Source organism: Achromobacter sp. ACM04 (genome assembly GCF_014851465.1).
Lineage (GTDB): Bacteria > Pseudomonadota > Gammaproteobacteria > Burkholderiales > Burkholderiaceae_B > Achromobacter > Achromobacter aegrifaciens.
Map to the genome: position 1 here is coordinate 1,743,808 of NZ_JACUZS010000001.1, position 25,897 is coordinate 1,769,704.

The following is a 25,897-nucleotide window of genomic DNA, read 5'->3' on the forward strand; positions in this document are numbered from 1 at the left end:
TGCCGCATGGTACTGGCGCTGTTGTGGCACATCAAAAAACATCATAACCAAGATTATGGAGACAACCATGAAGCTGCTGACACGCCGTAGCGCCCTGCGCCGCCTTTGCGCGGTTCCCGCCGTCGCCCTGACCTCGGGCTTCCCGCTGATCGCCCGCGCCGCCGACTACACGCTCAAGTACGGCAACAACCTGCCGGTCACGCACCCGCTGAACATCCGCGCCCAGGAAGCCGCCGAACGCATTCTCAAGGAAAGCAACGGCCGCGTGGACATCAAGATCTTCCCGAACAACCAGTTGGGCGGGGACACCGACATGCTGGCCCAGGTGCGCTCGGGCGGCATCGACTTCTTCACCCCTTCCGCACTGGTCATCGCGACCCTGGTGCCGGTGGCGGCGATCAATGCCGTGGGCTTCGCCTTCAAGGACTACAACCAGGTCTGGAGCGCCATGGACGGCGCGCTGGGCGCCCACGTGCGCGCCGCCATCGCACAGCGCCGCCTCTACGCCTTCGAAAAGATGTGGGACAACGGCTTTCGCCAGACCACCAGCAGCAAGGCGCCGGTCAAGTCCGCGGCGGACATGGAAGGCTTGAAGATCCGTGTGCCGGTCAGCTCGCTGCCGATCTCGATGTTCAAGGGCCTGGGCGCCGCCCCTGCCAGCCTGCAGTTCAGCGAGGTCTATTCGTCGCTGCAGACCAAGGTGGTGGACGCGCAGGAAAACCCGCTGCCCATCATCCAGGTGGCCAAGCTGTACGAAGTGCAGAAATACTGCTCGCTCACCAACCACATCTGGGACGGCTACTGGTTCATCGCCAACGGCCGCATGTGGGAAGGCTTGCCGCAAGACCTGAAGACGGTGGTGGCGCGCGGCATCAACGAGGCGGGCCTGGCCCAGCGCGAAGACATCAAGAAGCTGAACGCCTCGGTGCAGTCGGACCTGGAGGGCAAGGGGCTGCTGTTCAACCAGCCGTCGGCCGACAGCTTCCGCGAGCAATTGCGCGCCGCCGGCTTCTACAAGGAATGGCAGGGCCGCTTCGGCAACGAGGCCTGGACCCTGCTGGAGCAGGCCGTCGGCAAGCTGGCCTGAGGACGCACCATGTCCTCCCTGTCCGCTCCCCACGCGGCGCCGCAGGCGCTGCCGGCACACCCTTTGCGCCGCGCCGCCGGCGCGCTCGACGCGCTGCTGGGCAGCGTGGTCGAACACGTGGCCGCGGCCATCGTGCTGATCGAGATCGCCGTGTTGTTCGCGGGCGTCGTCGCGCGCTACGCCTTCCACAGTCCGCTGGTCTGGTCCGACGAGCTGGCGTCCATCCTGTTCCTGTGGCTGTCGATGCTGGGCGCGGTGGTCGCCCTGCGGCGCGGCGAACACATGCGGATGACGGCGCTGGTCAACAACGTCAGCCCGGCGCGCCGCGCGCAGCTGGAAACGCTGGCGCTGGCCGCGTCGCTGGCATTCCTGGCGCTGATCCTGGCGCCTGCCGTGGAATACGCGCATGAAGAACACTTCATCGTCACGCCTGCGCTGGAACTCAGCAACGCCTGGCGCGCCGCCGCGATTCCGGTGGGCATGGGACTGATGGCGGTGGTGGCGCTGCTGCGCCTGCTGCGCACCCAGACCGCGCCGCAAATGCTGGCGGCGCTGGCGGGAGCCGCGGCGGTGGTCGCGCTGTTCTGGGTGGCGCAGCCCCTCTTCGCCACGCTGGGCAAGCTGAACCTGCTGATCTTCTTCGTGGGCATCGTCGCCGCCACGGTGTTCTCGGGCGTGCCCATTGCCTTTTCGTTCGCGCTGGCCACGTTCTCCTACCTGGCCCTGACCACCAACACGCCCATGGTGGTGATGGTGGGCCGGCTGGACGAGGGCATGTCGCATTTGATGCTGCTGGCGGTGCCGCTCTTCATCTTCCTGGGTTCGCTGATCGAGATGACCGGCATGGCGCGCGCCATGATCCAGTTCCTCGCCAGCCTGCTGGGCCACGTGCGCGGCGGACTGTCCTATGTGCTGATCGGCGCCATGTACCTGGTGTCCGGCATCTCGGGATCCAAGATCGCCGACATGGCAGCCATCGCGCCCGTGCTGTTCCCGGAAATGCAGAAGCGCGGCGCCAAACCCGGCGACCTGGTGGCGCTGCTGTCGGCCACCGGCGCGCAGACCGAGACCATTCCGCCGTCCATCGTGCTCATCACCATAGGCTCGGTGACCGGCGTGTCCATCGCCGCGCTCTTCACGGGCGGGCTGCTGCCGGCCGTGGTGCTGGGCCTGGCCTTGTGCTCGGTGGTGTGGTGGCGCTACCGCAAGGAAGACCTGAGCCTGGCGCAGCGCTTCAGCGCCCGCGAGATCGGACGCTTCTTCGTCATCGCTCTGCCCGCCGTGGCCCTGCCCTTCGTAATCCGCGCCGCGGTCGTCGAAGGCGTGGCCACCGCCACCGAGGTCTCGACCATCGGCATCGTGTATTCGGCAGTGGTCGGCCTGCTGATTTACCGGCGCTTCGACTGGGCCCGCTTGAAGCCCATGCTGATCGAGACCGCCTCGTTGTCGGGCGCCATCATGCTGATCGTGGGCTGCGCCACCGCCATGGCCTGGGCGCTGACGCAGTCCGGCTTCTCCGGCGACCTGGCCAAGCTGATGGCCGGCATGCCCGGCGGCAGCTACGGCTTCCTGGCCGTCTCCATCGTAGCCTTCATCATCCTGGGCAGCGTGCTGGAAGGCATACCCGCTATCGTGCTGTTCGGCCCGCTGCTGTTCCCGATCGCGGCGCAGGCCGGCGTGCACGAAGTGCACTACGCCATGGTCGTGATCTTCGCCATGGGCATAGGCCTGTTCGCGCCGCCCTTCGGCGTGGGCTACTACGGCGCCTGCGCCATCAGCCGCGTCGATCCCAACGAAGGCATAGGCCCGATCTGGGGCTACGTCGCCGCGCTGCTGGTGGGCCTGGTGATCGTCGCGGCCTTCCCCTGGTTCTCCATCGGTTTCCTGTGAGGTCCGCGGCCCGCAGCGGGCCGCATCCTCCCGACATCCTCAAACCTCTCCCGCAAAGAATCCATCATGAGTCGTTTCCTGGGCGAAATCCGCCAACTCGGTTATGTGGTCCACGACATCGAAGCCGCCATGGACTACTGGAGCAGCACGCTGGGCGTGGGGCCCTGGTACTACAACCCGCGCGTGCCCATCGTGAACTACCAGTACGACGGCGAGCGCCACGAACCGCACAACTCGGTGGCGCTGGCGAATTCCGGCTTCGTGCAGGTCGAGCTGATCCAGACCCGCAACGACGTGCCCTCCATGTACCGCGACTTCCTGCAGGCCGGCCGCACCGGGCTGCAGCACGTGGCCTATTGGACCGAAAGCTACGACGCCGACCTGGAGCGCCTGCTGGCGCAAGGCTTCAAGCCCAAGATGAGCGGCGAAGTGGGCGAGAAAGGCCGCTTCATCTACTTCGACACCGAGTACCACCCCGGCACCGTGATCGAGCTGTCCGAAGTGGCCGGTCCCAAGGGCCGCCTGTTCGACCTGATCCGCGACAGCGCCCGGGATTGGGACGGCAGGGACCCCGTGCGCCCCTTCCCCGATCTGAACCGGATCTGATCCCCTTACCTGCCACCTCCGCCATGAATTCCCAATCGTTTACCGCCACCTACCTGATCGAAACCCCGCTGGACCCCGGCAAGGTCGCGGAGATCATGGCTGGCGAGCAATCCTGCGGCACCTTCACGCGGGTGCAGGGCGAAACCGACGAACTGCGCGCCCGCGCCCGGGCGCGGATCGAGTCCATCGAACCCCTGGAGTCCGCATCCGCGCCCAGCCTGCCCAACGCCTGGCTGGCGCGGCAGCCGGGCGGCATGCCTGGCCGCTACCAGCGCGCCCGCGTGCGCATCGCCTTTCCCGTCGCCAACGTCGGCGCCAACCTGCCGACGCTGGCAGCCACGGTAGGCGGCAACCTGTACGACCTGGGCGAAGTCACGGGGCTGCGCCTGGAAAGCATGGAACTGCCGGCCAACTACCGCGCCCAGTTCGACATGCCGCGCGCGGGCATTGCCGGCACGCGGCAACTGACCGGCGTGGCGCACGGTCCGCTGGTAGGCACCATCATCAAGCCCAACGTCGGCCTGTCGCCCGAGCAGACCGCGCATCTGGCGGCGCAGCTGTGCAATGCAGGCGTGGACTTCATCAAGGACGACGAGGTCTGCGCCAACCCCGCCCACGCGCCGCTGGCGCAACGCGTCGCCGCCGTCATGGCGGTGGTGCGCGCACACCGCGAGCGCACCGGACGGCAGGTCATGGTGGCGTTCAACATCAGCGACGAGACCGACGCCATGCGCCGCCACGCCGACCTGATCGAACGCGAAGGCGGCTCCTGCGTCATGGCCAGCCTGAACCATTGCGGCTACTCGGCCATCCAGACCTTGCGCCGCAGCACCCCGCTGGCGTTGCACGGCCACCGCAATGGTTACGGCGCGCTGTCGCGCCACCCCATGCTGGGCGTGGGCTTCCAGGCTTACCAGACGCTATGGCGGCTGGCCGGTGTGGACCATATGCACGTGCACGGCCTGCAAGGTAAGTTCGCCCAGGAAGACGCCGAAGTCGTCGAGTCCGCGCGCGACTGCCTGGCCTCGCTGACTCCCGGGATCGATGACCCCGTCATGCCGGCGTTTTCGTCCGGCCAATGGGCTGGCACCGTGCCCGCCACCTGGGCCGCCGTGCGCAGCGACGATCTGCTGTTCATGTCCGGCGGCGGCATCCTCGCCCACCCGGACGGACCCGCCGCAGGCGTGCTCAGCATCCGCCAGGCCTGGCAGGCCATGCGCGACGGCGAGCGCCTGGAAGACTACGCGCGCAACGCCCCGGAACTGCGGCGCGCCATCGAGTTCTTCGGCAGCCGCGCATGAGTTCAGCCGCGCAAGACGCAACGCGGCCGCGGCTGGGCTGGTACGGCGACGACTTCACCGGCGCCACGGATACGCTGGCCGAAACCGCGCGCGCCGGCCTGCGCAGCCTGCTGTTCCTGGGCGTGCCGACGCCGGACCAGCTGCGCCGCGCCGGACCGCTGGACGCCATTGGCATCGCCGGCGCGGCGCGCGGCATGGCGCCAGCCGAAATGCAGGCCGAACTGCAGGCCGTGGGCCGCTACATGGCGGGTGCGGGCGTGCGCGTGCTGCATTACAAATGCTGCTCCACCTTCGACAGCGCGCCGCACGTGGGCAGCATCGGCGCCGCCGTGCGCGAACTGCACCGCCACATGCCCAACCCGCTGGTGCCTATCGTGGGCGGGCAGCCCAGCATCGGCCGCTATTGCAGCTTCGCCCAGCTGTTCGCGCGCGCGGGCTCCGCGCCCGAGATCCACCGCATCGACCGCCATCCGGTCATGAGCGCGCATCCCGTCACCCCCATGCACGAAGCCGACCTGCGCCTGCACCTGGCGGCGCAAGGCTTGGCGGACATCCGCTCCTTGCCGCACACGGCCTACCCGCGGCTGCGGCGGGCGGCGGATGCGCCGCTGCTGGACGACTGGATCGACCAGGTCATCGAAAGCACCGACGGACCGCTGCTGCTGGACCTGGTCGACGAAGAACAGCTGGCCATCATCGGCCGGCTCATCTGGCGCGCGGCGTCCTGCCTGCCGTTACTGGCGGTCGGCCCCAGCAGCGTGCAGCAGGCGCTGGCCCGTGCCACGCCAGCCGGCGGCGGCAGCGCCGCAGCCGCGCCGCTGCAACCGGCCTCGGGCCCCGTGCTGGCGGTCGCCGGCAGCCTGTCTCCAGTCACGGCCAGGCAGATCGCCGCGTGCCGGCAATACCAGCTCCAGCCGCTGCAGGCGCAACGGCTCTTGCAAGACCCAGCCTACGCCGCTCAACAAGCCCAGTTGGCCGCCGCCACGCTGGCCCAGGGGCGTAACGTGCTGGCGCACACCGACCGGCCCGCCCAGCCCCTTGCACCCCATCAGACCGCCGCGACCGCCCGCGCCACCGGTCAACTGGTGGCGGATATCGTGCGCGCCAGCGCGCAAGCCGGCGCGCGCCTGTCACGCATCGGCATCGCCGGCGGCGACACCTCCAGCCAGGCGACGTTGGCCCTGGGCGTCTGGGGCCTGGCGTTCCGCTGCGTGCTGGCGCCCGGCGTGACGGTCAGCCTGACGCGCAGCGATGACCCTGTGACCGACGGCATTGAACTGATGCTCAAGGGCGGACAGATGGGCGGCGATCTGCTGTTCGATGAGTTGGCGTCGGGAGCGGCCTGAGCCGGCATGAAGCGCCACGGCGCGCCATGCCCTCAGAACTTGTGCCGGATGCCCAGCGCCAGGGCGGCCTGGCTATCCTTGCCCGGGGGCAGCGTGGCAAGCGGCGCAAAGTTCAGCGCGGAGTTACGCGCATAGGCGCCGACCGCATACAGGTCTGTGCGCTTGGACAGCCCGCTGTAAAGCAGCTGCAAGACATGCTGTTTGGGATTCGGCGGATTTCCTCCCCCTGCATCGGCCTTCACGTCGTCGTAGTAAAACGCGGCAGTGACCTGCAGGACCCGCGAAAGGCGGTACCCGACTCCGATCCACCACATGTCGTCGCGCTGGTTCAAGCTGCCTCGGGCCGTCTTGTCCTGCGCCCAGCGGTAGCCCGCCGTCAGGTGCCAAGGATCCGGCGCGTAGGAAGCGCTCAAGGCCAGCTTGCGCAGCCGGTTCGACGCGGTTGTCGGCTTTGCGCCGCCGGCCTCGTCGTAGACTGCCGCCAGGCCAAACAGGCCGGACAGGTAGCTCGCTCCCCCGCCCCAGGCCGACCGCTGATAACGCGTGCCCGCCGCATCATCGAGCTGGTAATGCGCCTGCGCCGACAGCGCCCCCGTCCCGACACGATATTTGACCAAGTTGTCGTGACGCACGCCACCCAAGAGAGCCCCCGAAGGCTCGTAGGCCGGCGCGTAGGCCTGAGGCACCATCGGGAACAACAGGCTGAACATGCTGGTGTATTGCCTTCCCAAAGTCACCATGCCGTAGGGGCTGTTCAGACCCAGGAAGGCCTGGCGGTTGAACGGCCGTCCCTCCTCGGCCATGGTTCCCGTATGCGTATTCAAGCCGCCTTCAAGCGTGAAAACAGCCTGCATCCCGCCACCCAGGTCCTCCACTCCCTGCATACCCCAACGGGAACCCGACAACCCGCCGGAGCCCATCCGCATCGAGGATCCGCCGGACGAAGACGATCGCCCCGCCGACGCGCCGCGCTTCTTGTTATCGATGTTGTTGCTCTTGTACTCGATATACGTATCCGCTATTCCGTAAAACTTGAGACTGGACTGCGCGAACACCGCAGGCGAGTGCGCGGCATAGACAGCCAATGCCGCGCACATCGCCGGGACCTTGAATTGCTTGCCACACTTCCCGTATTGCTTTCCATACTTCATGAACCACCCCCTTTGAAAATCGTTATGTTTGCCGTGGCCGGCAATAGGCCAGCCCCAGGACACTGCAACTCTCGGCGCCACGCGAACCGGTGTTCGAACGGCCTCGGACTACAGGTTGGTCAGCTTTGCCAGATAGTTTTCTTCGGTGCCATGCAGATCCTGATCCTGCGTCGCCAATGCCAGGATTCCCCGCTTATGCCTACTACTCCCGCGTCGATATCGGACTGATTCCCGCGTATTGGAGGAAGGCATTCCTGCTCATCCTTCCCGCCCCTCGCGACTGCACCAAAGCGTCTGTTCTTTTCTGTTCCACGCCTGTCTCCGTCGCTATAATCAGCCGCGATATTGACATCGCCAAACCCCGCAATTAAAGGGTCGCGCCGGAAATAAACGGTTTCGTTGCGGGAAAGAATATGAATCGCCTGGTCGCAATGAATGTCTTCTGCAAGGTCGTCGAACATGGAAGCTTTACGATCGCTGCAACGCGCTTGAACATGTCCACCGCCTCGGTGAGCAAGAACGTTTCTGCGCTGGAAGACCACATAGGCACGCCGCTGCTTGCGCGCACCACTCGCCGCATCGTGCTCACCGATGCGGGCAAGACCTACTACGAAAAATGCACCCGCATCCTCGAAGATGTGGAAGAAGCCGAACGCACCGCGGGGCAGGTACAGACCACGCCACGGGGCATCCTGAAGGTGCGCGCGCCGATCGCCTTCGGCGCAGCGGATCTGGGCCGCCTGATCACGGAATTCACCGCGATCTTTCCCGAGGTCACCGTTGAAATGACACTCAACGACAAGTATCTCGACCCGGCGGACGAAGACATCGACGTCGCGCTGTATATCGGCGCAACCCCCAAGCATTTCGCGGCGGGCGCCCAGACCATCGCCACCCTGCCCAGGGCGCTGGTCGCCGCGCCGACCTATCTAAAACGCCAGGGCACCCCAAAGGACATCCTGGATCTCGCCAGCCATCAGTGCCTGATCTATAAGCGCGGCGCCAACCACAACGAATGGCGCTTTACGCGAGACGACCTGAAGCAAACCGTGCATGTCAGCGGCCCCCTGCGCAGCAACAACAGCCTGACCCTGCGCGACGCAACGCTGAACGGCGCCGGTATCGGACTGCTGCCCGCTTATCTGGTCGCGCAGGACCTGGCCGACGGCCGTCTCATGTCCCTGCTGCCGGATTGGCAGCCCGCGGAGCGAAACCTGTATGCCGTGTACCCGCAGCCGCGGCGCTCATCGCCCAAGGTGCGCGAGTTCATCAATCTGTTGGCCAGCAGCCTGGACCTGGGTGCTGCTTGCTCACGCTAGCAGCGGGTTATGCTGCCGACGCGCCCGCCTTTGCGGGTTCCTACGATCAGGAGACTTGCCCACATGAACTGGCCGATACGCGCTTGCACCATGGCAGCGATCGCCCTCTGCGCGTCCGCGGCTGTTTCCGCCGCCGCCCCTGCGAATCAGGCCGAATGGACCACTGGCGCAATGCGCAAACTGCAAAGCCATCTGGAAATGCCCAGGGAAGCGTACGAACTTGACGGTCCCCTAAGCCTGCGCCTGCGCCTCACTGTCCTGCGGGACGGCAAGATCGACGCGGTGGACCTCGCCAGTTCCTCGGGGTATGTCGCCATCGACAAGGCCGCGGTCCGCATGGTCCGGCGCGCCAGCCCGCTGCCCGCCTTCACCAGCGACATGCAGGCCGACAGGGAAATCCTGATGCTGCCGGTGCGGTTCCAGATGATCGAGGAGCCCGCCAGCGACGCCGAGCGCCGCTACGCCGACCGGACGCGCGGATTCGGCGTCACCGTGCCCGCTGCCTATCGGATCGTGAAGAGCGGCAAATCCGACGAATTCGACGTGCTGGTCGAAATCGTCCGCGCCAACGGCGCGCCGCAAGCCGCGGGCGCGGCCGGCTACCTGTGCGGCGTCGGCTTCAGCACGCCGCGCAAATCGCTGAAGACGCATCCCGGCGCCGAAGCGCCGCTCTCTGCCGCCGAGCGCATGGCTGCGGCCGAAGCGATCCTGGCCGCGCAGGGCGAATCGCCCGAGCAGCGCAGCGGCTTCGAGTTGCAGGGCGCCAAGGGCATCGACTATGTCGCGCCCGCGGGCGCAGGACCGGATGGCACGCGCCTGCTGGAATACAACGCCTTGCTGGATACCGCGACGCTGCGCGTCGCGATGCGCTGCACCGCGACTGCCGAGGACATGCCGGCAGCCTTGCCCGCGTTCCGCAAGATACGGGACGGCATCAGCCTGGGCGGGCATACGGCTGCACCGGCCGCGCGCTAATCCAACATTTCGAAGTACGGCGCCATGCGCTCGCGCGACCTGAGAATGTGGTCGCGCATGGCATCCTGAGCGCCATCGGCATCACGCTCGCTCAGCGCCCGCACGATGCGTGCATGCTCGGTCACGGCTTCTTCCGTGACCCTCGAGTGGAAGCGCAGTCGGAACAGATGGGTATGCGCGTACAGCCGGGCCAGCGCTTCGGCAAGCAGTTCATTGCCGCTCTGCTCCGCGATCCAGGAGTGGAACTGCGCGTCCAGCACGGCGAATTTGCCATAGGCCACGCGCGCATCATCGGCGCTCGGGGCACTCATTGCCGCAGACAGCGCCGCCAGTTCCTGCAGTGACGCGTCCGTCATGCGTTGCGCCGCCAGCCCGGCACCGAATGGCTCCAGCTGCAAGCGCAGTTCGTACATCTGCTCGAAACGCCTGCGCGTAGGCATGGGCGCCGCGCTGTATCCCACGTGATGCGTCTTGACGACCAGCCCTTCGGTTTCAAGCCGGATCAGCGCGGCGCGTATCGGCGTTTGCGATACGCCTAGCTCACGCACCAGCGCATCGACCGCGATGCGCATGCCGGGCGCGATCTTCAGGGAAATGAGCTGCGACAGCAGCGTTTCATAGACCTCGTCGCCCAACGACCGCACGCGCTCGCCCAGGCGCTGGCCGGCCGCGGGCATGGTCGAGGGTACGGCTGCGGAACCGCGAGAGAGTGTCGTCATGGTTGTTTCACCCGATTTGCCAACTATGTGTTGACGTCCAATTTGTTACGAGGTTAGCATAAATCAGATCGTATTTCAGATCCGATCGGATTTAACAACTTAACGACACTATGACGACAACGATAAAAATGGGGGAGGCAAGGCAGGTTTGCATCCGCGCGCTGGAACTGGCCGGGGCCCCGACCGACCACGCCGCGACGCAGACCGACCTGCTGCTTGAAGCCGAATTGCGCGGGCGCGCGTCCCACGGCCTGCTACGCCTGCCGCGCATCATCGAACGCATCCACAACGGCGTGGCCGACCCGAAAACCCGCGGCACGGCCGTCTGGCGCTCCCCAGCTTTCCTGGACATGGATGGCGAACGCGGCCTGGGGCCGGTGATCGCGCTGGCGGCCCTGGAGCAGATCCGCGAACGCGCCCGCGAGACCGGAATCGCCATCGCCGCGGTCAGCAACAACAACCATATCGGCATGCTGGCGCTCTACGCGGAAAGCGCGGCGCGCGAAGGCCAGATCCTTTTGGCCCTGTCGACCAGCGAAGCCCTGGTCCATCCCTGGGGCGGCCGTCAAGCCCTGATCGGCACCAACCCGATCGCTATCGGCGTACCCACCGCGGACGAACCGTTCGTGCTGGACATGGCCACCAGCCAGGTCGCCATGGGCAAGATCCACGACTACGCCAACCATGGCCGGCCACTCGAGCCGGGCTGGGCGCTCGACGGCGCCGGCAACCCCACCACGGATGCCGAAGCTGCCAAAGCGGGCGCACTGGCCCCCTTCGGTGAAGCCAAGGGTTACGCGCTGGGCCTGGCGTTCGAAGTGCTGGTCGCCAGCCTGACGGCATCCGCGCTGGGCAACGCCGTCAAGGGCACGCTGGATTCCCGCGAGATATGCAACAAGGGCGACGTCTTCATCGCGATCGAGGCCGGGTCGGGCGGGATTGCCAGCCGCGTCACGAGCTACCTGGATGACATCCGCGCCTGCCCTGCCCTGCTGCCCGGGCGGCCCGTCGCGGTGCCAGGCGATCGGGCGCGCACCGAACGCCGCCTGCGGCTGGATGCAGGCATCGAACTGGCCGACGAGGTCTGGCGCCGCATCCTCGACCTGGCGCAATGCGCCGCCTGAATTTCCCCAGACACCCTTTCAAGGATCCACAATGAATGAATTGTTTGGAATCATGCGCGCACCGCGCGCCGTGCTGTTCGGCAACGGCCAGCGCCTTGCGCTGGGCCGCGTCGCAGCCGCCCTGGGCCAGCGCGCGCTGATCTGCACCGACGAGCGCTTCGCCGCCACGGCGGAAATGTCCGAACTGCTGGCCACGCTGGAAAGCGCCGGCGTGCGCGTCCAGGTGTACGACCGCACCCAGCCGGACCTGCCCGTCGAGGGCGTCTACGAATGCGTGGCAGCGCACGGCGCGTTCCAGCCAGAGGTAATCGTCGGACTGGGTGGCGGCAGTTGCCTGGACATGGCCAAGCTCGTCAGCCTGCTGCTGACGCATGGCGGGAAGGCCTCCGATTACTACGGTGAATACAAGGTGCCCGGCCCGGTGCTACCCGTGATCGCGCTGCCCACCACATCGGGCACGGGCTCCGAGGTCACGCCAGTCGCCGTGCTGGCCGATAGCGCCCGCGATCTGAAAGTAGGCGTCTCCAGTCCGCACCTGATTCCCCACACCGCCATCTGCGATCCTGAACTGACGCTGACCTGCCCCAAGGGACTGACCGCCATCGCCGGCGCCGACGCCTTGACCCATGCCATCGAGGCCCTGACCGCGGTCCGTCGCAGTCCGGATGCCGACATCGCGCAGACCCGCGTATTCGTTGGCAAGAACGCCTTCAGCGACCAGCAGGCGCTGATTGCCATCCGCGCGCTCGCGTCCTATCTGCCCCGCGCCGTCGACGACGGCTCCGACCTTCATGCCAGGGGCCAGGTCATGGCCGCGGCGCTTGCCGCTGGCCTGGCCTTCGGCGTGGCGGGCACCGCGGCGGCCCACGCCATCCAGTACCCGATCGGCGCGCTGACGCACACGGCGCACGGCGCAGGCGTGGCGACCCTGATGCCCTATGTCATGGATTTCAACGCAACGGCCTGCAGCGCGGACTATGCGGCCATCTCTATGGCGATGGGGGACACGGAAACCGATCCCGCGCGCCTCGCCGCCCGCGCGCCGCGCCATGTCTACGACCTGTTCTCGCGCATCGGCATCCCTGCAACGCTGGCTGGACTGGGCGTGCGCGCCGACCAGCTCGAATGGATCGCCGCGCAGTCCATGCTGGCCGCGCGCCTGGTCACGAACAATCCGCGACCGCTGGACCAGGACGGCATCGCCGCCATCGTGGCCGCCGCCTACGCGGGACGCGGCTCGTTTCGCGCATCTTGATAACCCGCCTTCCACCCACATCCGGAGCTGACGCATGACCATCGAGGCCAACAAGCTGTCTACAGACCTTTACATCGACGGCGCCTGGCGCGCCTCCACCTCGGGCCGTCGCATCGACGTGTACGACCCGTCGACCGAACAGGTAATCGCCAGCGTGGCGGACGCCACGCTCGAAGACGCCGCCGCGGCCGTGGACGCAGCGGCGCGCGCTGCCGCAGGCTGGGCAGCTACACCCGCGCGCCAGCGCGGCGAAATCCTGCGCAAGTGCTATGAACTGATGGTCCGCGACGCCGACCATCTGGCACATCTGATTTCCCAGGAGAACGGCAAGGCGCTGACGGACGCGCGCGGCGAGGTCGCCTACGCCGCCGAGTTCTTCCGATGGTTTTCCGAGGAGGCGGTGCGCATCAATGGCGACATCAGCGTATCGCCCGGCGGCGCCAGCCGCATCATCGTGCAGTACCAGCCCATAGGCATCGCCCTGCTGGTCACCCCGTGGAACTTCCCCGCGGCCATGGCAACCCGCAAGATCGCGCCCGCGCTGGCCGCCGGCTGCACCTGCATCCTCAAACCCGCGACCGAGACCCCCTTGACCGCTTACGCCGTCATGCGCCTGCTGGAAGAAGCCGGCGTGCCTGCGGGCGTGGTCAACGTACTGACGACCTCCTCGGCTGGCGAGTTCGCCAACGCGGTGCTGGATGATCCGCGCGTGCGCAAGCTCTCCTTCACCGGTTCAACGGAAGTGGGCCGCGTGCTGCTGCGCAAGGCGGCGGATTCCGTCATCAGCTGCTCGATGGAGCTGGGCGGCAATGCGCCGTTCCTGGTCTTCGACGACGCGGACATCGATGCCGCCGTCGAAGGCGCCATGATCGCCAAGATGCGCAACGGCGGCGAAGCCTGCACGGCGGCCAATCGCTTCTACGTGCAGCGCGGCGCAGTCGAGGAATTCAGCGCCCGCTTCGCCGCGCGCATGGCCGCGCTGAAGACCGGCGACGGCGTCGATCCCGGCACCCAATGCGGCCCCTTGGTCAATGCGGGCGCGGTGGACAAGGTGGCATCGCTGGTGGCCGACGCCGTCGCCAAGGGTGCGCGGATCAAGGCCGGCGGCAAGCGGCTGGACCGCGCTGGGCACTTCTACGAGCCCACCGTGCTGGTGGATGTGCCCGCCGACGCCGACCTGCTTGCCGAGGAAATCTTCGGTCCCGTGGCGCCCATCGTGGCGTTCGATACCGAGGACGAAGCCGTGGCCTTGGCCAACGCCACGGAGTATGGGCTGGTCGCATACGTCTATACCCGCGATCTGGCGCGCGGACTGCGCGTATCCGAACGCATCGAAAGCGGCATGATCGCCCTGAACCGCGGCCTGGTATCCGATCCCGCGGCGCCTTTCGGCGGCGTCAAGCAAAGCGGCCTGGGCCGCGAAGGCGCGCACCATGGGCTGCTTGAGTTCATGGAAGCCAAGTACATATCCACCAATTGGTAAGCCCTGACGGCCGCGTCCCTGGCGCGGCCGTCCCTCTGATTGCAAAACCCTCACGAGGAGACAGCCACACATGGCTAAGTATGAAATTGCGACCATCGACGGCGATGGCATCGGTCCGGAGGTCTGCCAATCGGCGATCACCGTACTGAAGGAAGCCTGCGGCGCCGACCTGCTCTCATTCAGCAGCTACGACGGCGGCGCCGACCACTACGTCAGGTCGGGCCAGGTTTTGCCCGACGACACCTACGCAGCCTGCAAGGCGGCTGACGCCATCCTGCACGGCGCGGCCGGCATGCCGGGCGTTACCTACCCCGACGGCACCGAAGTCGGAAACGACCTGCACCTGCGCCTGCGTTTCCGGCTGGACCTGTACGCCAACGTGCGCCCGATCCGCTTGTACCAGGGCGTCGATTCGCCGCTCAAGAATTTCAAGCCGGGACAGATCGACTACGTCATCGTGCGCGAAAACACCGAAGGCCTGTACGCCAGCCGCGGCGGCGGAATCGTGCTGCGCGATGAAGTGGCGACCGACACCATCGTCGTCACCCGCAAGGGCATCGAACGCGTCGCCCGCTTTTCCTTTGAGCTGGCGCGCCAGCGCAACGGCGCGCCGCGTGACGGCAAGCGCCGCGTCACGGTGTGCGACAAGGCCAACATCCTGCGCACCTACGCCTTCTTCCGCGCGGTCTGCGATGACGTGGCCGCCAGCTATCCCGACGTCGAAATCGATTACGCCTATGCCGACGCCATCACAGTGCACATGCTCAAGCGGCCGGATTTCTATGACGTGATCGTGGCGGAAAACATGTTTGGCGACATCATTTCCGACCTGGGCGCTGCCACGATAGGCGGCATGGGCCTGTCGGCGTCTGCAGAACTGGGCGACACCCACGGGCTCTTCCAGGGCGCGCACGGATCCGCGCCCGACATAGCCGGCCAGAACGCCGCCAGTCCGCTGGCCACCATTCTGTCGGGCGCGCTCATGCTGCGCTGGCTGGGCGACAAGCATGCCGATGCCGCGCTCTCCGATTCCGCGCAACGCATCGAGCGCGCGGTCGAACAGGTGCTCGCCAAAGGCGACCACGTGCCACGCGACCTGGGCGGCACGGCAAGCTGCACCGACATGACCCAGGCCGTCTGCCGCGCGTTGTCGCGCTGACGGCAAGGCCCCCCACCTAGAAAAGACAATACGAGGAGACACCCCATGCTACGCATCACCCCCTTCCTGTGCGCCGCCCTGACCGCGGCAGCCTTTTCCGCTCCCGCCGCCGCCCAGGACTATCCCAGCCGCGCCATCACGGTCATCGTGCCCTTCGCGCCCGGCGGCACCAGCGACACGCTGGGCCGCCTGGTGGCCACTTCGCTGTCCAAGCAATTGGGCCAGACGGTGGTCGTCGAAAACTCCGGCGGGGCCGGCGGCCTCATCGGCATGCAGAAGCTGCAGAAGAGCGCACCGGACGGCTACACCCTGGCCTTCAACAACATGTCGCTGGCGATCCTGCCGCATCTGCATCCCAAGGCCAACTACGATCCGCAAAAAGAATTGGCTCCCATCGGCATCGTCGCGACCGTCCCCATGGTGCTGTCGGTCAGCAACAAGAGCGGCATCCAGGATCTGCCCGCCATGCTCAAGCGCATCCGCGACGTGAACGCCGTCAAGCTCAACCTGGGCTCAAGCGGGCCGGGCAGCACGGCGCACCTGGCCGAGGCCATGTTTCTGCACTTCGCCGACGCACGCGGCGAACTCATTCCCTATCGCGGCACAGGTCCCGCGCTGACCGACCTGATGAGCGGCATGATCGACGGGGTCATCGACCAGACCGTGACCATGCTGCCCCTGCATCAGGACAAGCGCGTCAAAGCCATCGCCGTGACCGGAACCGCGCGCCTGGCGCAAAGTCCGGACATCCCCACCTTTGCCGAGGGCGGACTGCCTGAGTTCGATCTGGCCATCTGGAATGGCCTGGTGGCGCCGGCTGGCACGCCGCAGCCTGTGGTCGAAAAACTGGCCGCCGCCCTGTCGCAGACGATAGACACCCCAGAGTTCAAGACTCGTCTGGAACAATTGGCGGCGCAAGCGCCTGCCGCGCAGGAACGCGGCCCCATCGCATTCTCCGATCTGCTCAACCGCGACTCGCAACGCGTATCGTCGCTGGTCAAGAGCGCGAACCTGCTCGGCGCCAATTGAACGCCGCGGGCGGCCTCAGTCAGCGCCCATGCCAATACCGCCGCCCGCGTTCACGCTCAGCCCACATATGCAGACCCCCAGCGCCTGAAGTCGCCATCACCGCGCCATCGCGGTCGCTGCGCCAAAACGCCGCGCCCGCGCGCGTCCACCGCAGTTCCACCGCGCGGGCCGGATGGCGAAAGCGGTTCAAATGCCCCACCTGTGCGATCGCATGGCCGGCTGCGGACGCGTCCACCAAGTCCCTGCCCGAGGACGATGCCGAACCGTGATGCGGCGCCATCACCACGTCGACTCGGGGCAATACCCGGGCCAGCGCATTTTCCTGAGCCACGCCCACATCGCCCGTCAGCAGCAGCGCATGCGATGTCCCCTGCACCAGCAGCACGCAGCTATCGGCATTGCGGCCCTGCCCGTTCCTGCCGCCGGCATCCGCGGGGTTCAGGAAGGTGAATGTCACGCCGTCCACCTCCCAGCTCATGCCGCGCCGGCAACGCCCCACATCGGCGGGCAACGGCGGCGTGGCGCTGCCGGCCTGCGGCCACATCCGGATATCGCGGCGCAGGAACGCAGCGAGATCGAACGATGCGTAGCTGCGCCCTGCCGGAACCGCCGCCAGCACCGCGCGCAATCCGCCCACGTGGTCCAGGTCGGCATGCGACAGGACCAACACGTCCAACCGCCGGATACCCCGCGCCAGCAGGAACGGCGCGACGACGCGTTCGCCCGCGTCGCTGCCGCCGTAATGGCGCGGCCCCGCGTCAAACAGCAAGGCCTGGCTGGCCGTCTCTACCAGGATGGCGCTACCCTGCCCCACATCCATCGCGCTCATGCGCCAATATCCTTGCTCGGGCCGGTCGGGCCGCCAAAACAGCAACGGCAGCATGCAGAGCCATCCCAGATGCCTGCCCGGCCATCCGCGCACCTGCAGCGCCCAGACCATGCCCGCCAAGGCCAGCAGCAGCCAGGGCCACGACGCCGCCGCAACCGGAACGCTGGCCCAGGACGCGTTGCCCACCCAGGACACCGGCGCCATGATCAGGTCGAACGCCTGCAGGCCCCATAGCCCGGCCAACTCGGCCAGCCCCTGCGCCTCCGGCAAAACCGACAAGGCGGCACACGCCAAAGCCAGCGGCGTCACGACGAAGGTCACGACGGGAATCGCCACCGCATTGGCCAACGGCGATCCCAACGACACCTGATGCACCAGGTAGGCCAGCAAGGGCGTCAGGCCCACGGTCACCATCAGCTGCAGGCGTACCGCTTGCGCCAGCCTGGCCGAGCAGCGCCGGCGCCAGCCGGCTTCGCGGTCGACCGGCGCATCTGCGATGCGCAACAGCACCGCCACCGCGCCGAACGACAGCCAGAATCCCGGCGACACCGGCGCCCATGGATCCAACGCCACGACCGCCGCAGCCGCGCATGCCAGCACCCGGCCGCCCGAAAGCGGCAGACGCGACACCGCGGCCGCCAGCACCACCGACAGCATGAAGAACGTGCGGCGCGCCGGCACGCCCCAGCCCGCCAGCAGGCAATACAGCAGTGCGACCAGCGCGGCCGCCGCCCCGCCCGCCACGCGCGCGGGCACGTGCTCGGCCAGCCCCGCGCCGCGCCAGCGCCCTCGCCGCCACAACGCCGCCACCAACAGCCCGGCGATGCCCGCTATCGAGGTCACATGCATGCCGCTGATCGACACCAGATGCGTGATGCCGCTGCGGTTGAACAGCAGCCAGTCCTCGCGCGCGACGCCGGCCTGATCGCCGATGGCCAGGGCGACCATCACTGGCGCATAGCGATGTTCCCCCAAGGCCGCGCGCAAACCCTCCCGCACGCTGTGGCGCGCCCGCTCTATCGCGATGCCCGGCGTCGCCCAGGGCTTGTCCGCCAGCAGCCTGGGCTGTCCGCGCACCGTAGCCACGGCCCGTATCCCTTGCGCGAACAGGCGCCCTTCCACATCCGGCCCCGCTGGATTCAACAAGCCGTGCGGACGCCGCAACACCAGCGCCATGCGCCAGACCTGGCCGGGCTTGATTTCGGGAATCAGCGCCTGCGGGCCGGGCGGCGCCTGCCACGAGACCTGAATGCGCGAGGGAATGCCGGGTGGCGCAGGCTCATCCAGTTCGGCCAGAAAGCGTTGGCCGCGCTCGTCGCCATCCGGCAGGCTGGCCACGCGCAGCGCCAGGCGCGACACGGCGTCCTGATGCTCATCCGACAGCGCATCGTCCAACCTGGCTTGGGCTTGCAGACTGGCGTTCAGCGAACCCGCACACACGCCCAGCATCAAGGCGGCAAGCTGGCGCGCGGGACCAGGCCGCGAGCGCAGGCAGGCAACCAGCCCAAGCAGGCAAGCCCCTGCCAGCCACCATGCGGCGCCTGCGCCGGGCAGCCGCGGGGACACCTGGACCAGTCCCGCGCCAGCCACGAACGCGACGCAGAAAATTCGGCCAGTGATAGCGATCTCCCAAAACCGGGGAGCGTAGGCGCATGCATTGCCGCATGGGCATGGGAGTGACCGGATTTGCCCACCTCGGCTGGGCGCAAGCGCAGCCAGGGTGCCGCCGCACGCGATATTTCCTGTATTGTTTCGGTGCTCGGCAAAATGCTTCACTCATTAATGAGATAAGTCCATGGCCCCTTCAGAAACGATCCCAGCCGCCTCGTCCTCGTTCCCGGCGACTGAGCTGACCAACGCTTTCGTCGCTTTCCTGTTTTCCGCGTCCGCGCCGGTAGCGATCATCCTGAGCGCGGGCGTGAAAGGGGGACTCAGCCAGGCCACCCTCGCCTCCTGGATCTTTGCGGCCTTCGTGCTCAACGGCATCCTTACCATCGTGATGTCCGCCATTTACCGGCAGCCGCTCGCCTTCCTGTGGACCATCCCGGGCGCGGTGCTGGTCGCCAGCGCCCTGCAACACCTGCCCTTTGCCGAGGTCGTCGGTGCCTATTTGCTGACCGCCGCGCTGATGCTGGTACTGGGGCTGACCGGCTGGGTCGGCGCCATCATGGACCGCATCCCCATGCCCATCGTCATGGGGATGGTCGCGGGCGTTTTTCTGAGCTTCGCGCTGGACTGGATCCGATCATTCGCCTCCGATCCGTGGCTGGCTGGCGCCATGACCGCGACCTTCTTCGCGGTCTCGTTGTTCCCCGCGGTGCAAAAGCGGCTCTCGCCCATCATCGGCGCGCTCATCGCCGGCGTATGCACGCTGGCGTTCACGGGCAGGACGCCCGCGCTGGAACATGTGACGTTCGCGACCTCGCTGGCAAGCCCGCAGTTCTACGCCCCGGTATTCTCTTGGGGCGCCGCGTTCGAACTGGTGTTGCCGCTGGCCGTGACCGTGATCGCGGTGCAGAACGCGCAAGGCATTGCCGTGCTGCGCAACTCGCTGCACCGCCCGCCGGTCAACGCCATCACCAATGCCTGTGGCGTGTTCTCGGCGCTGACCGCCTGCCTGGGCTGCGTCTCCACCTGTCTGGCCGGGCCGTCGAATGCCATCATCGCCTCCGGCGCCAACGCGTCGCGGCACTGGCTGGCCGCGGTCTTCCTCGGGGTGATGGTGATCGTGTTCGGGCTGTTCTCCCCGCTGGTCACGCAGGCGCTGCTGGCCACGCCCGCGGCCTTTGTCGCCACGCTGGCGGGACTGGCGCTCTTGCGCATCCTGCAAGGCGCATTCCACACCGCGTTCCGCCAGCACTTCACGCTGGGCGCCCTGGTTGCCTTCCTGGTGACGCTGGGCGGCCTGCCGCTGCTGGGCATCGGCGCGCCCTTCTGGGGCGTGGTGTTCGGCGTGGCGACCAGCTTCATCCTGGAGCGCGGGGACTTTGCGAAGCAGTCGGCGGCTTGAGATCGCCTGCGCAACAGCGCCCCTCAATCAATTCGGTTCTTCATCAGGACGATAGCTTCTCCGACCAGTTTTCCCTTGAAGAAACGTTGGTTCTTCGCGATGTTGCCATCGGCCGTCAGCTGATACCCGGTGACGAAGACCGACTGGCTGACGTTGCCCCCTATGGCCAACGCAACCTCGGTGCCTACCGCCACGATGATGTCGGAATGGCTGGGAGCTTCCGGATTCTTTGAGGCTGCGAGATATTGATCGAACGTGTAGGGCTTGTCCCGCCAACTGCCGATGATGTCGCCGACCTGCGGCTTTTCTTCCGTTATGCGTACGCCCCAAAACGGCGCGGACCGGTCCTCGCTCGCCCGCTTCTTGATGGCATCCCACATATAGGCCGCGTGACCGACGGACCGCTTGAATGCCTGGAATTCAGGGATGGTCTTCGCCGCATTGCTCACCATGAGGGAAATGGCGACGGCCGACCAGGGATAGCCGGTGTCCTTTCCGGTCAGATTCCTTTTCAGCGCCTTCCACATCTCGTGGATGTAAGTGCTATAGGGTTCGACGGTCTCCTTTCCCCGCCCTTTGTCGAATCGTAGCCACTGTTCCACTGCCGCTGCCACGAGCGCCTCGCGAGCCGGAGTATCGAGTGGCCGCAGCGTTGGCTGCTTGGCAGTGGGGGCCCACTTGAATTTCGAATCCGCCAGGCCATCGACCGAATAGCCTTCGACGGTCAGGCCGCCCATTTTCGTCCGAACATGGTGCCACCCCGCGGGTGCGCCTCCCAGATCGTCCACCTCCTGGCCCAGGGTCAGGCTACCGATAGGCGTGTTGTTCTCGGTACTGGGAATGGACCGCAGGTTGACGGCTTCGACACTGACGAAACGCTTCATGAGACGCTCCCCGATCTGCTCGGACATTGGCTGCGTGACCCGACAGTACGCGATAACGTTCCGACAAGCCCTCCTCCGGTCGCACGAGAGGCGCAGCCGCAGATACCATCCGCACAAAATATGGGGATGCCGGAATTCCGAGAGTCTCCCCAAATGCCATAAGCACATCACTTAGTTGGAAATTGCGAATCGGTCGTTTGGCCGGGCGGTCATCTCCCGTACTGTGACCTGTCCGCGCCGGCCTTGCCGAATCCGCAAGGCGCCGCGTCCGTTTCACTCTCGGAGACCCGCATGAACGACCGGCTGCACCGTACCCAGGCTTCCCGCTCCGCCGCAATCAAGGCGAAGCTGGACTATCCCGTGATCGATACCGACGTACACGTCAACGACTACGCGCCCGTGCTGGAGGACTACATCCAGCACTATGGCGGCTCCAAGCTGGTGGACGTGCTGCGCAAGACGCAGGGCTCGCGCTTTGCCACCAGGTCCCAGGGCAAGGACTGGTACCAGCAGACCCCGGAAGAACGGCAGCGCAACCGCACGCTGCGCTCGCCCTGGTGGGCGCGCGTCACGCGCAATACCCTGGACCTGGCGACCGTCACGCTGCCCGAGCTGCTGTACGAGCGCCTGGAGGAACAGGGTTCGGACTACTCCATCCTGTTTCCCAACGACGTGCTGGCGCCGCTGGGCGCTGGCGACGATTACCGTCAGCCGCTGCATCGCGCCATCAACCACTTCCATGCTGACCAGTACCGCAAGTACAGCGACCGCCTGACGCCCGTGGCGGGCATTCCGCTGAATACGCCGCAGGAAGCCATCGAGGAACTCGAATTCGCGGTCAAGACGCTGGGATTGAAGGTGGCCAATATCCCCGGCGGCGTGCGGCGGCCGATCAAGGCCATCGCCGACAAGTATCCGCCCGCTGAATTCCCGGAGATCGCGCGCCATGCGTCCTACGTGGATTTCTTCGGCCTGGACAGCGAGTACGACTACGATCCGTTCTGGGCCAAGGCGGTGGAGCTGGGCGTGCCGCTGGCCACCCACTACGGCAGCCAGGGCTGGACCGGGCGCCACTCCATCAGCAACTACATGTTCAACCATATCGGCCACTTCGCCGACGGTTCCCAGGCCTTCGCCAAGGCGCTCTTCTTCGGCGGCGTGACGCGGCGCTTTCCGAACCTGCGCGTGGCCTTGCTGGAAGGCGGCGCGGACTGGGGCGCGCACGTGTACGCGCACCTGGTGGACCGCTGGGAAAAGCGCAATCGCAACGCCGTGCAGCAGTACAACCCGGCCAACGCGGACGTGGAGCTGCTGGCCGACCTGTTCGAACGCTATGGCGCCAGCCTGCTCAACGGACGCGAGCTCAACAAGGACACCTTGCTGCGCGACAGCCTGGGCATCTCGGCGCTGCACCACAGCCGCGAACCGCAAGGCGATGAACTCGACGACTTCGCCGCGGCCGGCATCGAGAGCGTCGAGGATATCCGCAAACGCTGGGTCGACAGCTTCTACTTCGGATCGGAGGCCGACGACCGGACCATAGGCGCGGCCTTCAACGACCGCGCCAATCCCCTGAACACCAAGCTCAACGCGATCTGGTCGTCCGACGTCGGCCATTGGGATGTGCCGGACCTGACCGAGCCGCTGGCCGAAAGCTGGGACCTGGTGGAAGACGGCGTGATCTCCGCGGCCGATTTCAAGGCCCTGGTGTTCGACAACCCCTACCGCTTCTACACCCAGGCGAACCCCGAGTTCTTCAAGGGCACGCGCATCGAGCAGAAGCTGCAGGCGCACGCAGAAAAGCGCGCGGCCTGACCTTATCGCATACCTGCAATCCCGCCCGCCGGCACATGCCGGCGGGCGCCTGGCCCTGTCCGCGGCCGGCGCTTGCCCGCCCGGACCTGTCTTTCATCATCGATATACGGAACAACCATGCGCACCCTGCCATCCCCCCTCAGCCTGATCTCACGCCTGATGCTGGGCGCTGCCTTGTGCGCTGTCAGCCTCGCCTCCCTGGCCGCGCCCGACGTGGTCCGCATCGGCGTGGCGACCGCCGGCGGCGGCGACCCCATCACCTGGGGCGGCTCGCCCGGCGGCGTGGCGCGCGCCAACAACTGGCTGGAAGAGGCCTTCAAAGGCACCGGCACCGAAGTGCAATGGTTGTTCTTCAAGGGCGCGGGCCCCGCGGTCAACGAAGCGCTCTCGAACAAGCAGATCGATTTCGCCTACCAGGGCGACCTGCCGTCGGTGGTAGGCCGCTCCAACGGGCTGAAGACCCGCATCCTGCTGGGCAGCGGCGTGCGCAACAACCTGTACGTCTCCACGCCCAAGGACTCCGCGCTGCAATCGCTGGAAGACCTGAAGGACCGCAAGGTCTCGATCTTCCGCGGCACCAACGGCCATCTGGTCGCCATCAACGTGCTGGCCTCGCGCCAGCTGACCGAACGCGACATCAAGGGTGTGAACCTCGACACTGGCAGCGCGCAGGCGGCGCTGGTCTCCAACGGCGTGGATGCGGCGTTCGGCGGCTATGAGTACTTCAAGCTGCGCGACCAAGGGCTGGCGCGCATCATCTACTCAACCAAGGGTCAGGACCCCTCGTTCACGCGCCAGGCATCCCTGCTGGTGCGCGAGGATTTCGAAAAGGAGAACCCCGAAGCCGTGCAACGCGTGGTCGACGTGTTCGTGCGTGCGGCGCAATGGTCTTCGGACGAGCAGAACCGGGACGCGCTCTTCAAGATCTGGGCGCGCAGCGGCACGCCTTACGCGTCCTGGCAGGCGGAGTTCGACGGCGAAGTGCTGGCCGTGCGCAATTCGCCGCTGCTGGACGAGTTTCTCGCCGCGCGCTACCAGGCCGTGGCGGACGACGCGCTGAAACTGAAGCTGATCCGCCGTCCCGTGAGCGTAGATGGCTGGTTCGAACCCCGCTACCTCAATGCCGCGCTGCAAAAGGCAAATCTTGCCGCCCGCTGGACCGCGTTCAATGCGCAAGGCCAGCCTGCCGCCAGCGAGCGCCAGGCCAGCGCCGCCGCCGCGCGATAAGGAGCCGCCATGTCCGGGAACACACTGAGCGCCCCGCTTGCGTCCGCGCACCGCGGCGCTCGCCTGGCGCCTGCCGCGCTGCTGCGCAACGCCGGCAGCCGCTTGCTGCCCTGGCTGCTGCCGCTGGCGCTGCTCGCGCTTTGGCAGCTGGGCGCGTCGCAGGGTTGGATCTCGCCGCAGGTGCTGCCCTCGCCCCACTTCGTTTGGCTTACCTTGCAGGACCTCTACAGCAGCGGCGACCTCTGGCTAAATGTGCAGGCCAGCATGCAGCGCGTGCTGGTGGGTTTCGCAGCCGGCAGCTTGCTGGGCCTGGCGCTGGGCGCCGCGATGGGATTGTGGCGTCCGCTGGAAGCCTACATCCTGCCCACCTTCAACGCGCTGGTGCAGATCCCGGTCCTGGCGTGGCTGCCCTTCGTGCTGCTGCTGGTGGGCATAGGCGAGCCATTGAAGTACATCCTGATCGCCAAGGCCGCGCTGGTGCCGGTAACGCTGAACACCTTGCAGGGATTCCGGCAAACGCCCGCCAGCCTGCTGGAAGTGGCCCGCGTCTACGGCTACACGCGCCGCCAGCAGGTGCTGGAAGTCGTGCTGCCCCACGCCCTGCCCACGCTCTTCACCGGCCTGCGGCTGGGCTTCACCAAGGCCTGGCTTTCGCTGGTGGTGGTGGAGCTGGTCGCGTCCAGCGAAGGTCTGGGCTACCTGATTGTCTACGGCCGGCAGCTGTTCCAGCTGGACCTGGTGATGGCGGCGGTGATCGTGGTGGGCGCCATCGGCTACGCCATCGACAAGCTGCTGGACCTGGCCGAAGCCCGCGCGGGCGGCGGCCAGGCTGCCACCCGCCTGGGCGCGGCATCCACGGGAGCGCGGGCATGAGCGCGGCGTCCATCTCCTCGCTTCCCGTGGTCCGACGCGGAGGCGCCTGGTTGCGCGCGCGCTGGCGCGGCCTGGTGCTGCCCGCCGCCGCCATCCTGGCCTGGTGGGCGCTGGCGCGGCTGGACTGGGTATCCACGCCGCTGCTGGTGTCGCCGGGCAAGGTGCTGGAGACGGCGGCCAGCCAGATCTCCTCAGGCCGTCTATGGCGCGCGCTGAGCGCCAGCCTGGCGCGGGAATTCACCGGATTCGCGATAGGCACCGCGCTCGGCCTGATACTGGGTGCGCTGCTGGGCCTGCTGCCCTTGTTCAACCGCATCGTGGGTCCCAGCTTCAACACTTTCAAGCAGATCTCGCTGTTTGCCTGGATCCCGCTGATCTCGGTCTGGTTCGGCCTGGGCGACGTGGCCAAAGTGACGTTCCTGTCGCTTGCCGCCCTGGTGCCCGTGGTCGTCAATACCTGCGACGGCATACGCAGCACCCCCACGGCGCTGCTGGAAGTGGCCCGCGTGTTCGGCTATTCGCGCTGGCAGACGCTGCTGCATGTGGTCCTGCCAGCGGCCGCGCCTTCGATCTTCACCGGGGTATACCTGGCGCTGATCTACTCCTGGCTGGCGACGATAGGCGCGGAGTATCTGCTGGTGGCCGGCCACGGCATCGGCAACACCTTGATCGAAGGCAGCGAACACTTCCAGATGGACCTGGTGATCTTCGGCATGTTCGTGATCGGCCTGGTGGGCTGGTCCATGAACGCCTTGGCTCGCGCGCTGGAGCGCAGGCTGGCGCGGCACCGCTACGGCGCCGCCTGATGGAGTAGG

At 66.9% G+C, this 25,897-nt stretch carries 22 protein-coding genes; 17 read left to right on the top strand and 5 right to left on the bottom strand.

Annotation, left to right across the window (positions count from 1 at the left end; translation table 11 throughout):
- Positions 1–67: 67 nt before the first annotated feature.
- The 5 genes from IB259_RS08105 (at position 68) to IB259_RS08125 (ending at position 6,230) form a co-directional block, all read left to right on the top strand.
- Positions 68–1,087: a TRAP transporter substrate-binding protein gene (locus IB259_RS08105; protein WP_054456226.1), complete on the top strand. Its 1,020-nt coding sequence runs from the start codon at positions 68–70 to the stop codon at positions 1,085–1,087.
- Between the two features lie 9 nt (positions 1,088–1,096).
- Complete coding sequence (locus tag IB259_RS08110; protein WP_192328498.1) at positions 1,097–2,977, top strand: TRAP transporter large permease subunit; 1,881 nt, start codon at positions 1,097–1,099, stop codon at positions 2,975–2,977.
- Between the two features lie 66 nt (positions 2,978–3,043).
- Positions 3,044–3,583, top strand: a complete 540-nt coding sequence (locus tag IB259_RS08115; RefSeq protein WP_125470655.1) for a VOC family protein — start codon at positions 3,044–3,046, stop codon at positions 3,581–3,583.
- 23 nt (positions 3,584–3,606) lie between these two features.
- Positions 3,607–4,884 (top strand): ribulose-bisphosphate carboxylase large subunit family protein, encoded by a 1,278-nt coding sequence (locus IB259_RS08120; RefSeq protein WP_054456223.1) that lies wholly within the window; start codon positions 3,607–3,609, stop codon positions 4,882–4,884.
- The gene (locus IB259_RS08125; protein ID WP_192328501.1) at positions 4,881–6,230 is read left to right on the top strand and encodes a four-carbon acid sugar kinase family protein; all 1,350 of its coding nucleotides are present in this window, start codon (positions 4,881–4,883) and stop codon (positions 6,228–6,230) included. Before IB259_RS08120 ends, IB259_RS08125 begins: the two co-directional genes overlap by 4 nt.
- 32 nt (positions 6,231–6,262) lie before the next feature.
- On the opposite strand, the gene IB259_RS08130 is transcribed toward IB259_RS08125, so the two are convergent.
- Positions 6,263–7,381: a porin gene (locus IB259_RS08130; RefSeq protein WP_125470658.1), complete on the bottom strand. Its 1,119-nt coding sequence runs from the start codon at positions 7,379–7,381 to the stop codon at positions 6,263–6,265.
- 119 nt (positions 7,382–7,500) lie between these two features.
- On the bottom strand, positions 7,501–7,842 hold the full coding sequence (locus tag IB259_RS08135) for a hypothetical protein (protein ID WP_166738284.1): 342 nt from the start codon (positions 7,840–7,842) through the stop codon (positions 7,501–7,503).
- Here IB259_RS08135 and IB259_RS08140 point away from each other — a divergent pair.
- Positions 7,813–8,700 (top strand): LysR family transcriptional regulator, encoded by an 888-nt coding sequence (locus IB259_RS08140; protein WP_225588830.1) that lies wholly within the window; start codon positions 7,813–7,815, stop codon positions 8,698–8,700. The two genes, IB259_RS08135 and IB259_RS08140, sit on opposite strands and share 30 nt — an antisense overlap.
- Before the next feature lie 90 nt (positions 8,701–8,790).
- On the top strand, positions 8,791–9,675 hold the full coding sequence (locus tag IB259_RS08145) for a TonB family protein (RefSeq protein WP_255509528.1): 885 nt from the start codon (positions 8,791–8,793) through the stop codon (positions 9,673–9,675).
- On the opposite strand, the gene IB259_RS08150 is transcribed toward IB259_RS08145, so the two are convergent.
- Positions 9,672–10,394: a GntR family transcriptional regulator gene (locus IB259_RS08150; protein ID WP_119451254.1), complete on the bottom strand. Its 723-nt coding sequence runs from the start codon at positions 10,392–10,394 to the stop codon at positions 9,672–9,674. The two genes, IB259_RS08145 and IB259_RS08150, sit on opposite strands and share 4 nt — an antisense overlap.
- 110 nt (positions 10,395–10,504) lie before the next feature.
- Here IB259_RS08150 and IB259_RS08155 point away from each other — a divergent pair, with 110 nt between their 5' ends.
- From IB259_RS08155 to IB259_RS08175, 5 genes are all read left to right on the top strand, one after another.
- The gene (locus IB259_RS08155; protein ID WP_225590309.1) at positions 10,505–11,518 is read left to right on the top strand and encodes an Ldh family oxidoreductase; all 1,014 of its coding nucleotides are present in this window, start codon (positions 10,505–10,507) and stop codon (positions 11,516–11,518) included.
- Between the two features lie 31 nt (positions 11,519–11,549).
- Complete coding sequence (locus IB259_RS08160; protein WP_119451252.1) at positions 11,550–12,773, top strand: iron-containing alcohol dehydrogenase; 1,224 nt, start codon at positions 11,550–11,552, stop codon at positions 12,771–12,773.
- Between the two features lie 34 nt (positions 12,774–12,807).
- Complete coding sequence (locus IB259_RS08165; protein ID WP_192328507.1) at positions 12,808–14,256, top strand: NAD-dependent succinate-semialdehyde dehydrogenase; 1,449 nt, start codon at positions 12,808–12,810, stop codon at positions 14,254–14,256.
- A gap of 70 nt (positions 14,257–14,326) precedes the next feature.
- Positions 14,327–15,415, top strand: coding sequence for an isocitrate/isopropylmalate dehydrogenase family protein (locus IB259_RS08170; protein WP_054456210.1), 1,089 nt, complete (start codon positions 14,327–14,329; stop codon positions 15,413–15,415).
- 45 nt (positions 15,416–15,460) lie between these two features.
- Positions 15,461–16,444, top strand: a complete 984-nt coding sequence (locus IB259_RS08175) for a tripartite tricarboxylate transporter substrate binding protein (protein ID WP_192328509.1) — start codon at positions 15,461–15,463, stop codon at positions 16,442–16,444.
- 19 nt (positions 16,445–16,463) lie between these two features.
- On the opposite strand, the gene IB259_RS08180 is transcribed toward IB259_RS08175, so the two are convergent.
- A complete protein-coding gene (locus tag IB259_RS08180; protein WP_370528693.1) occupies positions 16,464–18,839 on the bottom strand; it encodes a DNA internalization-related competence protein ComEC/Rec2 in 2,376 nt (791 codons plus the stop codon).
- A gap of 229 nt (positions 18,840–19,068) precedes the next feature.
- Between IB259_RS08180 and IB259_RS08185 the strand changes: the two genes are divergently transcribed.
- Complete coding sequence (locus IB259_RS08185; RefSeq protein ID WP_175213675.1) at positions 19,069–20,283, top strand: benzoate/H(+) symporter BenE family transporter; 1,215 nt, start codon at positions 19,069–19,071, stop codon at positions 20,281–20,283.
- 23 nt (positions 20,284–20,306) lie between these two features.
- Here the strand turns inward: IB259_RS08185 and IB259_RS08190 are convergent, their stop codons facing one another.
- Positions 20,307–21,167: a DUF2272 domain-containing protein gene (locus tag IB259_RS08190; protein WP_192328512.1), complete on the bottom strand. Its 861-nt coding sequence runs from the start codon at positions 21,165–21,167 to the stop codon at positions 20,307–20,309.
- A 291-nt stretch (positions 21,168–21,458) separates the two neighbouring features.
- Here IB259_RS08190 and IB259_RS08195 point away from each other — a divergent pair, with 291 nt between their 5' ends.
- The 4 genes from IB259_RS08195 (at position 21,459) to IB259_RS08210 (ending at position 25,888) form a co-directional block, all read left to right on the top strand.
- Positions 21,459–22,982, top strand: coding sequence for an amidohydrolase family protein (locus IB259_RS08195; protein WP_192328515.1), 1,524 nt, complete (start codon positions 21,459–21,461; stop codon positions 22,980–22,982).
- A 117-nt stretch (positions 22,983–23,099) separates the two neighbouring features.
- Positions 23,100–24,209 carry an ABC transporter substrate-binding protein gene (locus IB259_RS08200; protein WP_119451247.1) on the top strand — a complete coding sequence of 370 codons (1,110 nt, stop codon included), beginning with the start codon at positions 23,100–23,102 and terminating at the stop codon, positions 24,207–24,209.
- Between the two features lie 9 nt (positions 24,210–24,218).
- Entirely contained in the window at positions 24,219–25,082 is an 864-nt protein-coding gene (locus IB259_RS08205; RefSeq protein WP_175162204.1) for an ABC transporter permease, read from the top strand.
- On the top strand, positions 25,079–25,888 hold the full coding sequence (locus IB259_RS08210; RefSeq protein WP_175181400.1) for an ABC transporter permease: 810 nt from the start codon (positions 25,079–25,081) through the stop codon (positions 25,886–25,888). Before IB259_RS08205 ends, IB259_RS08210 begins: the two co-directional genes overlap by 4 nt.
- Positions 25,889–25,897: the final 9 nt, after the last annotated feature.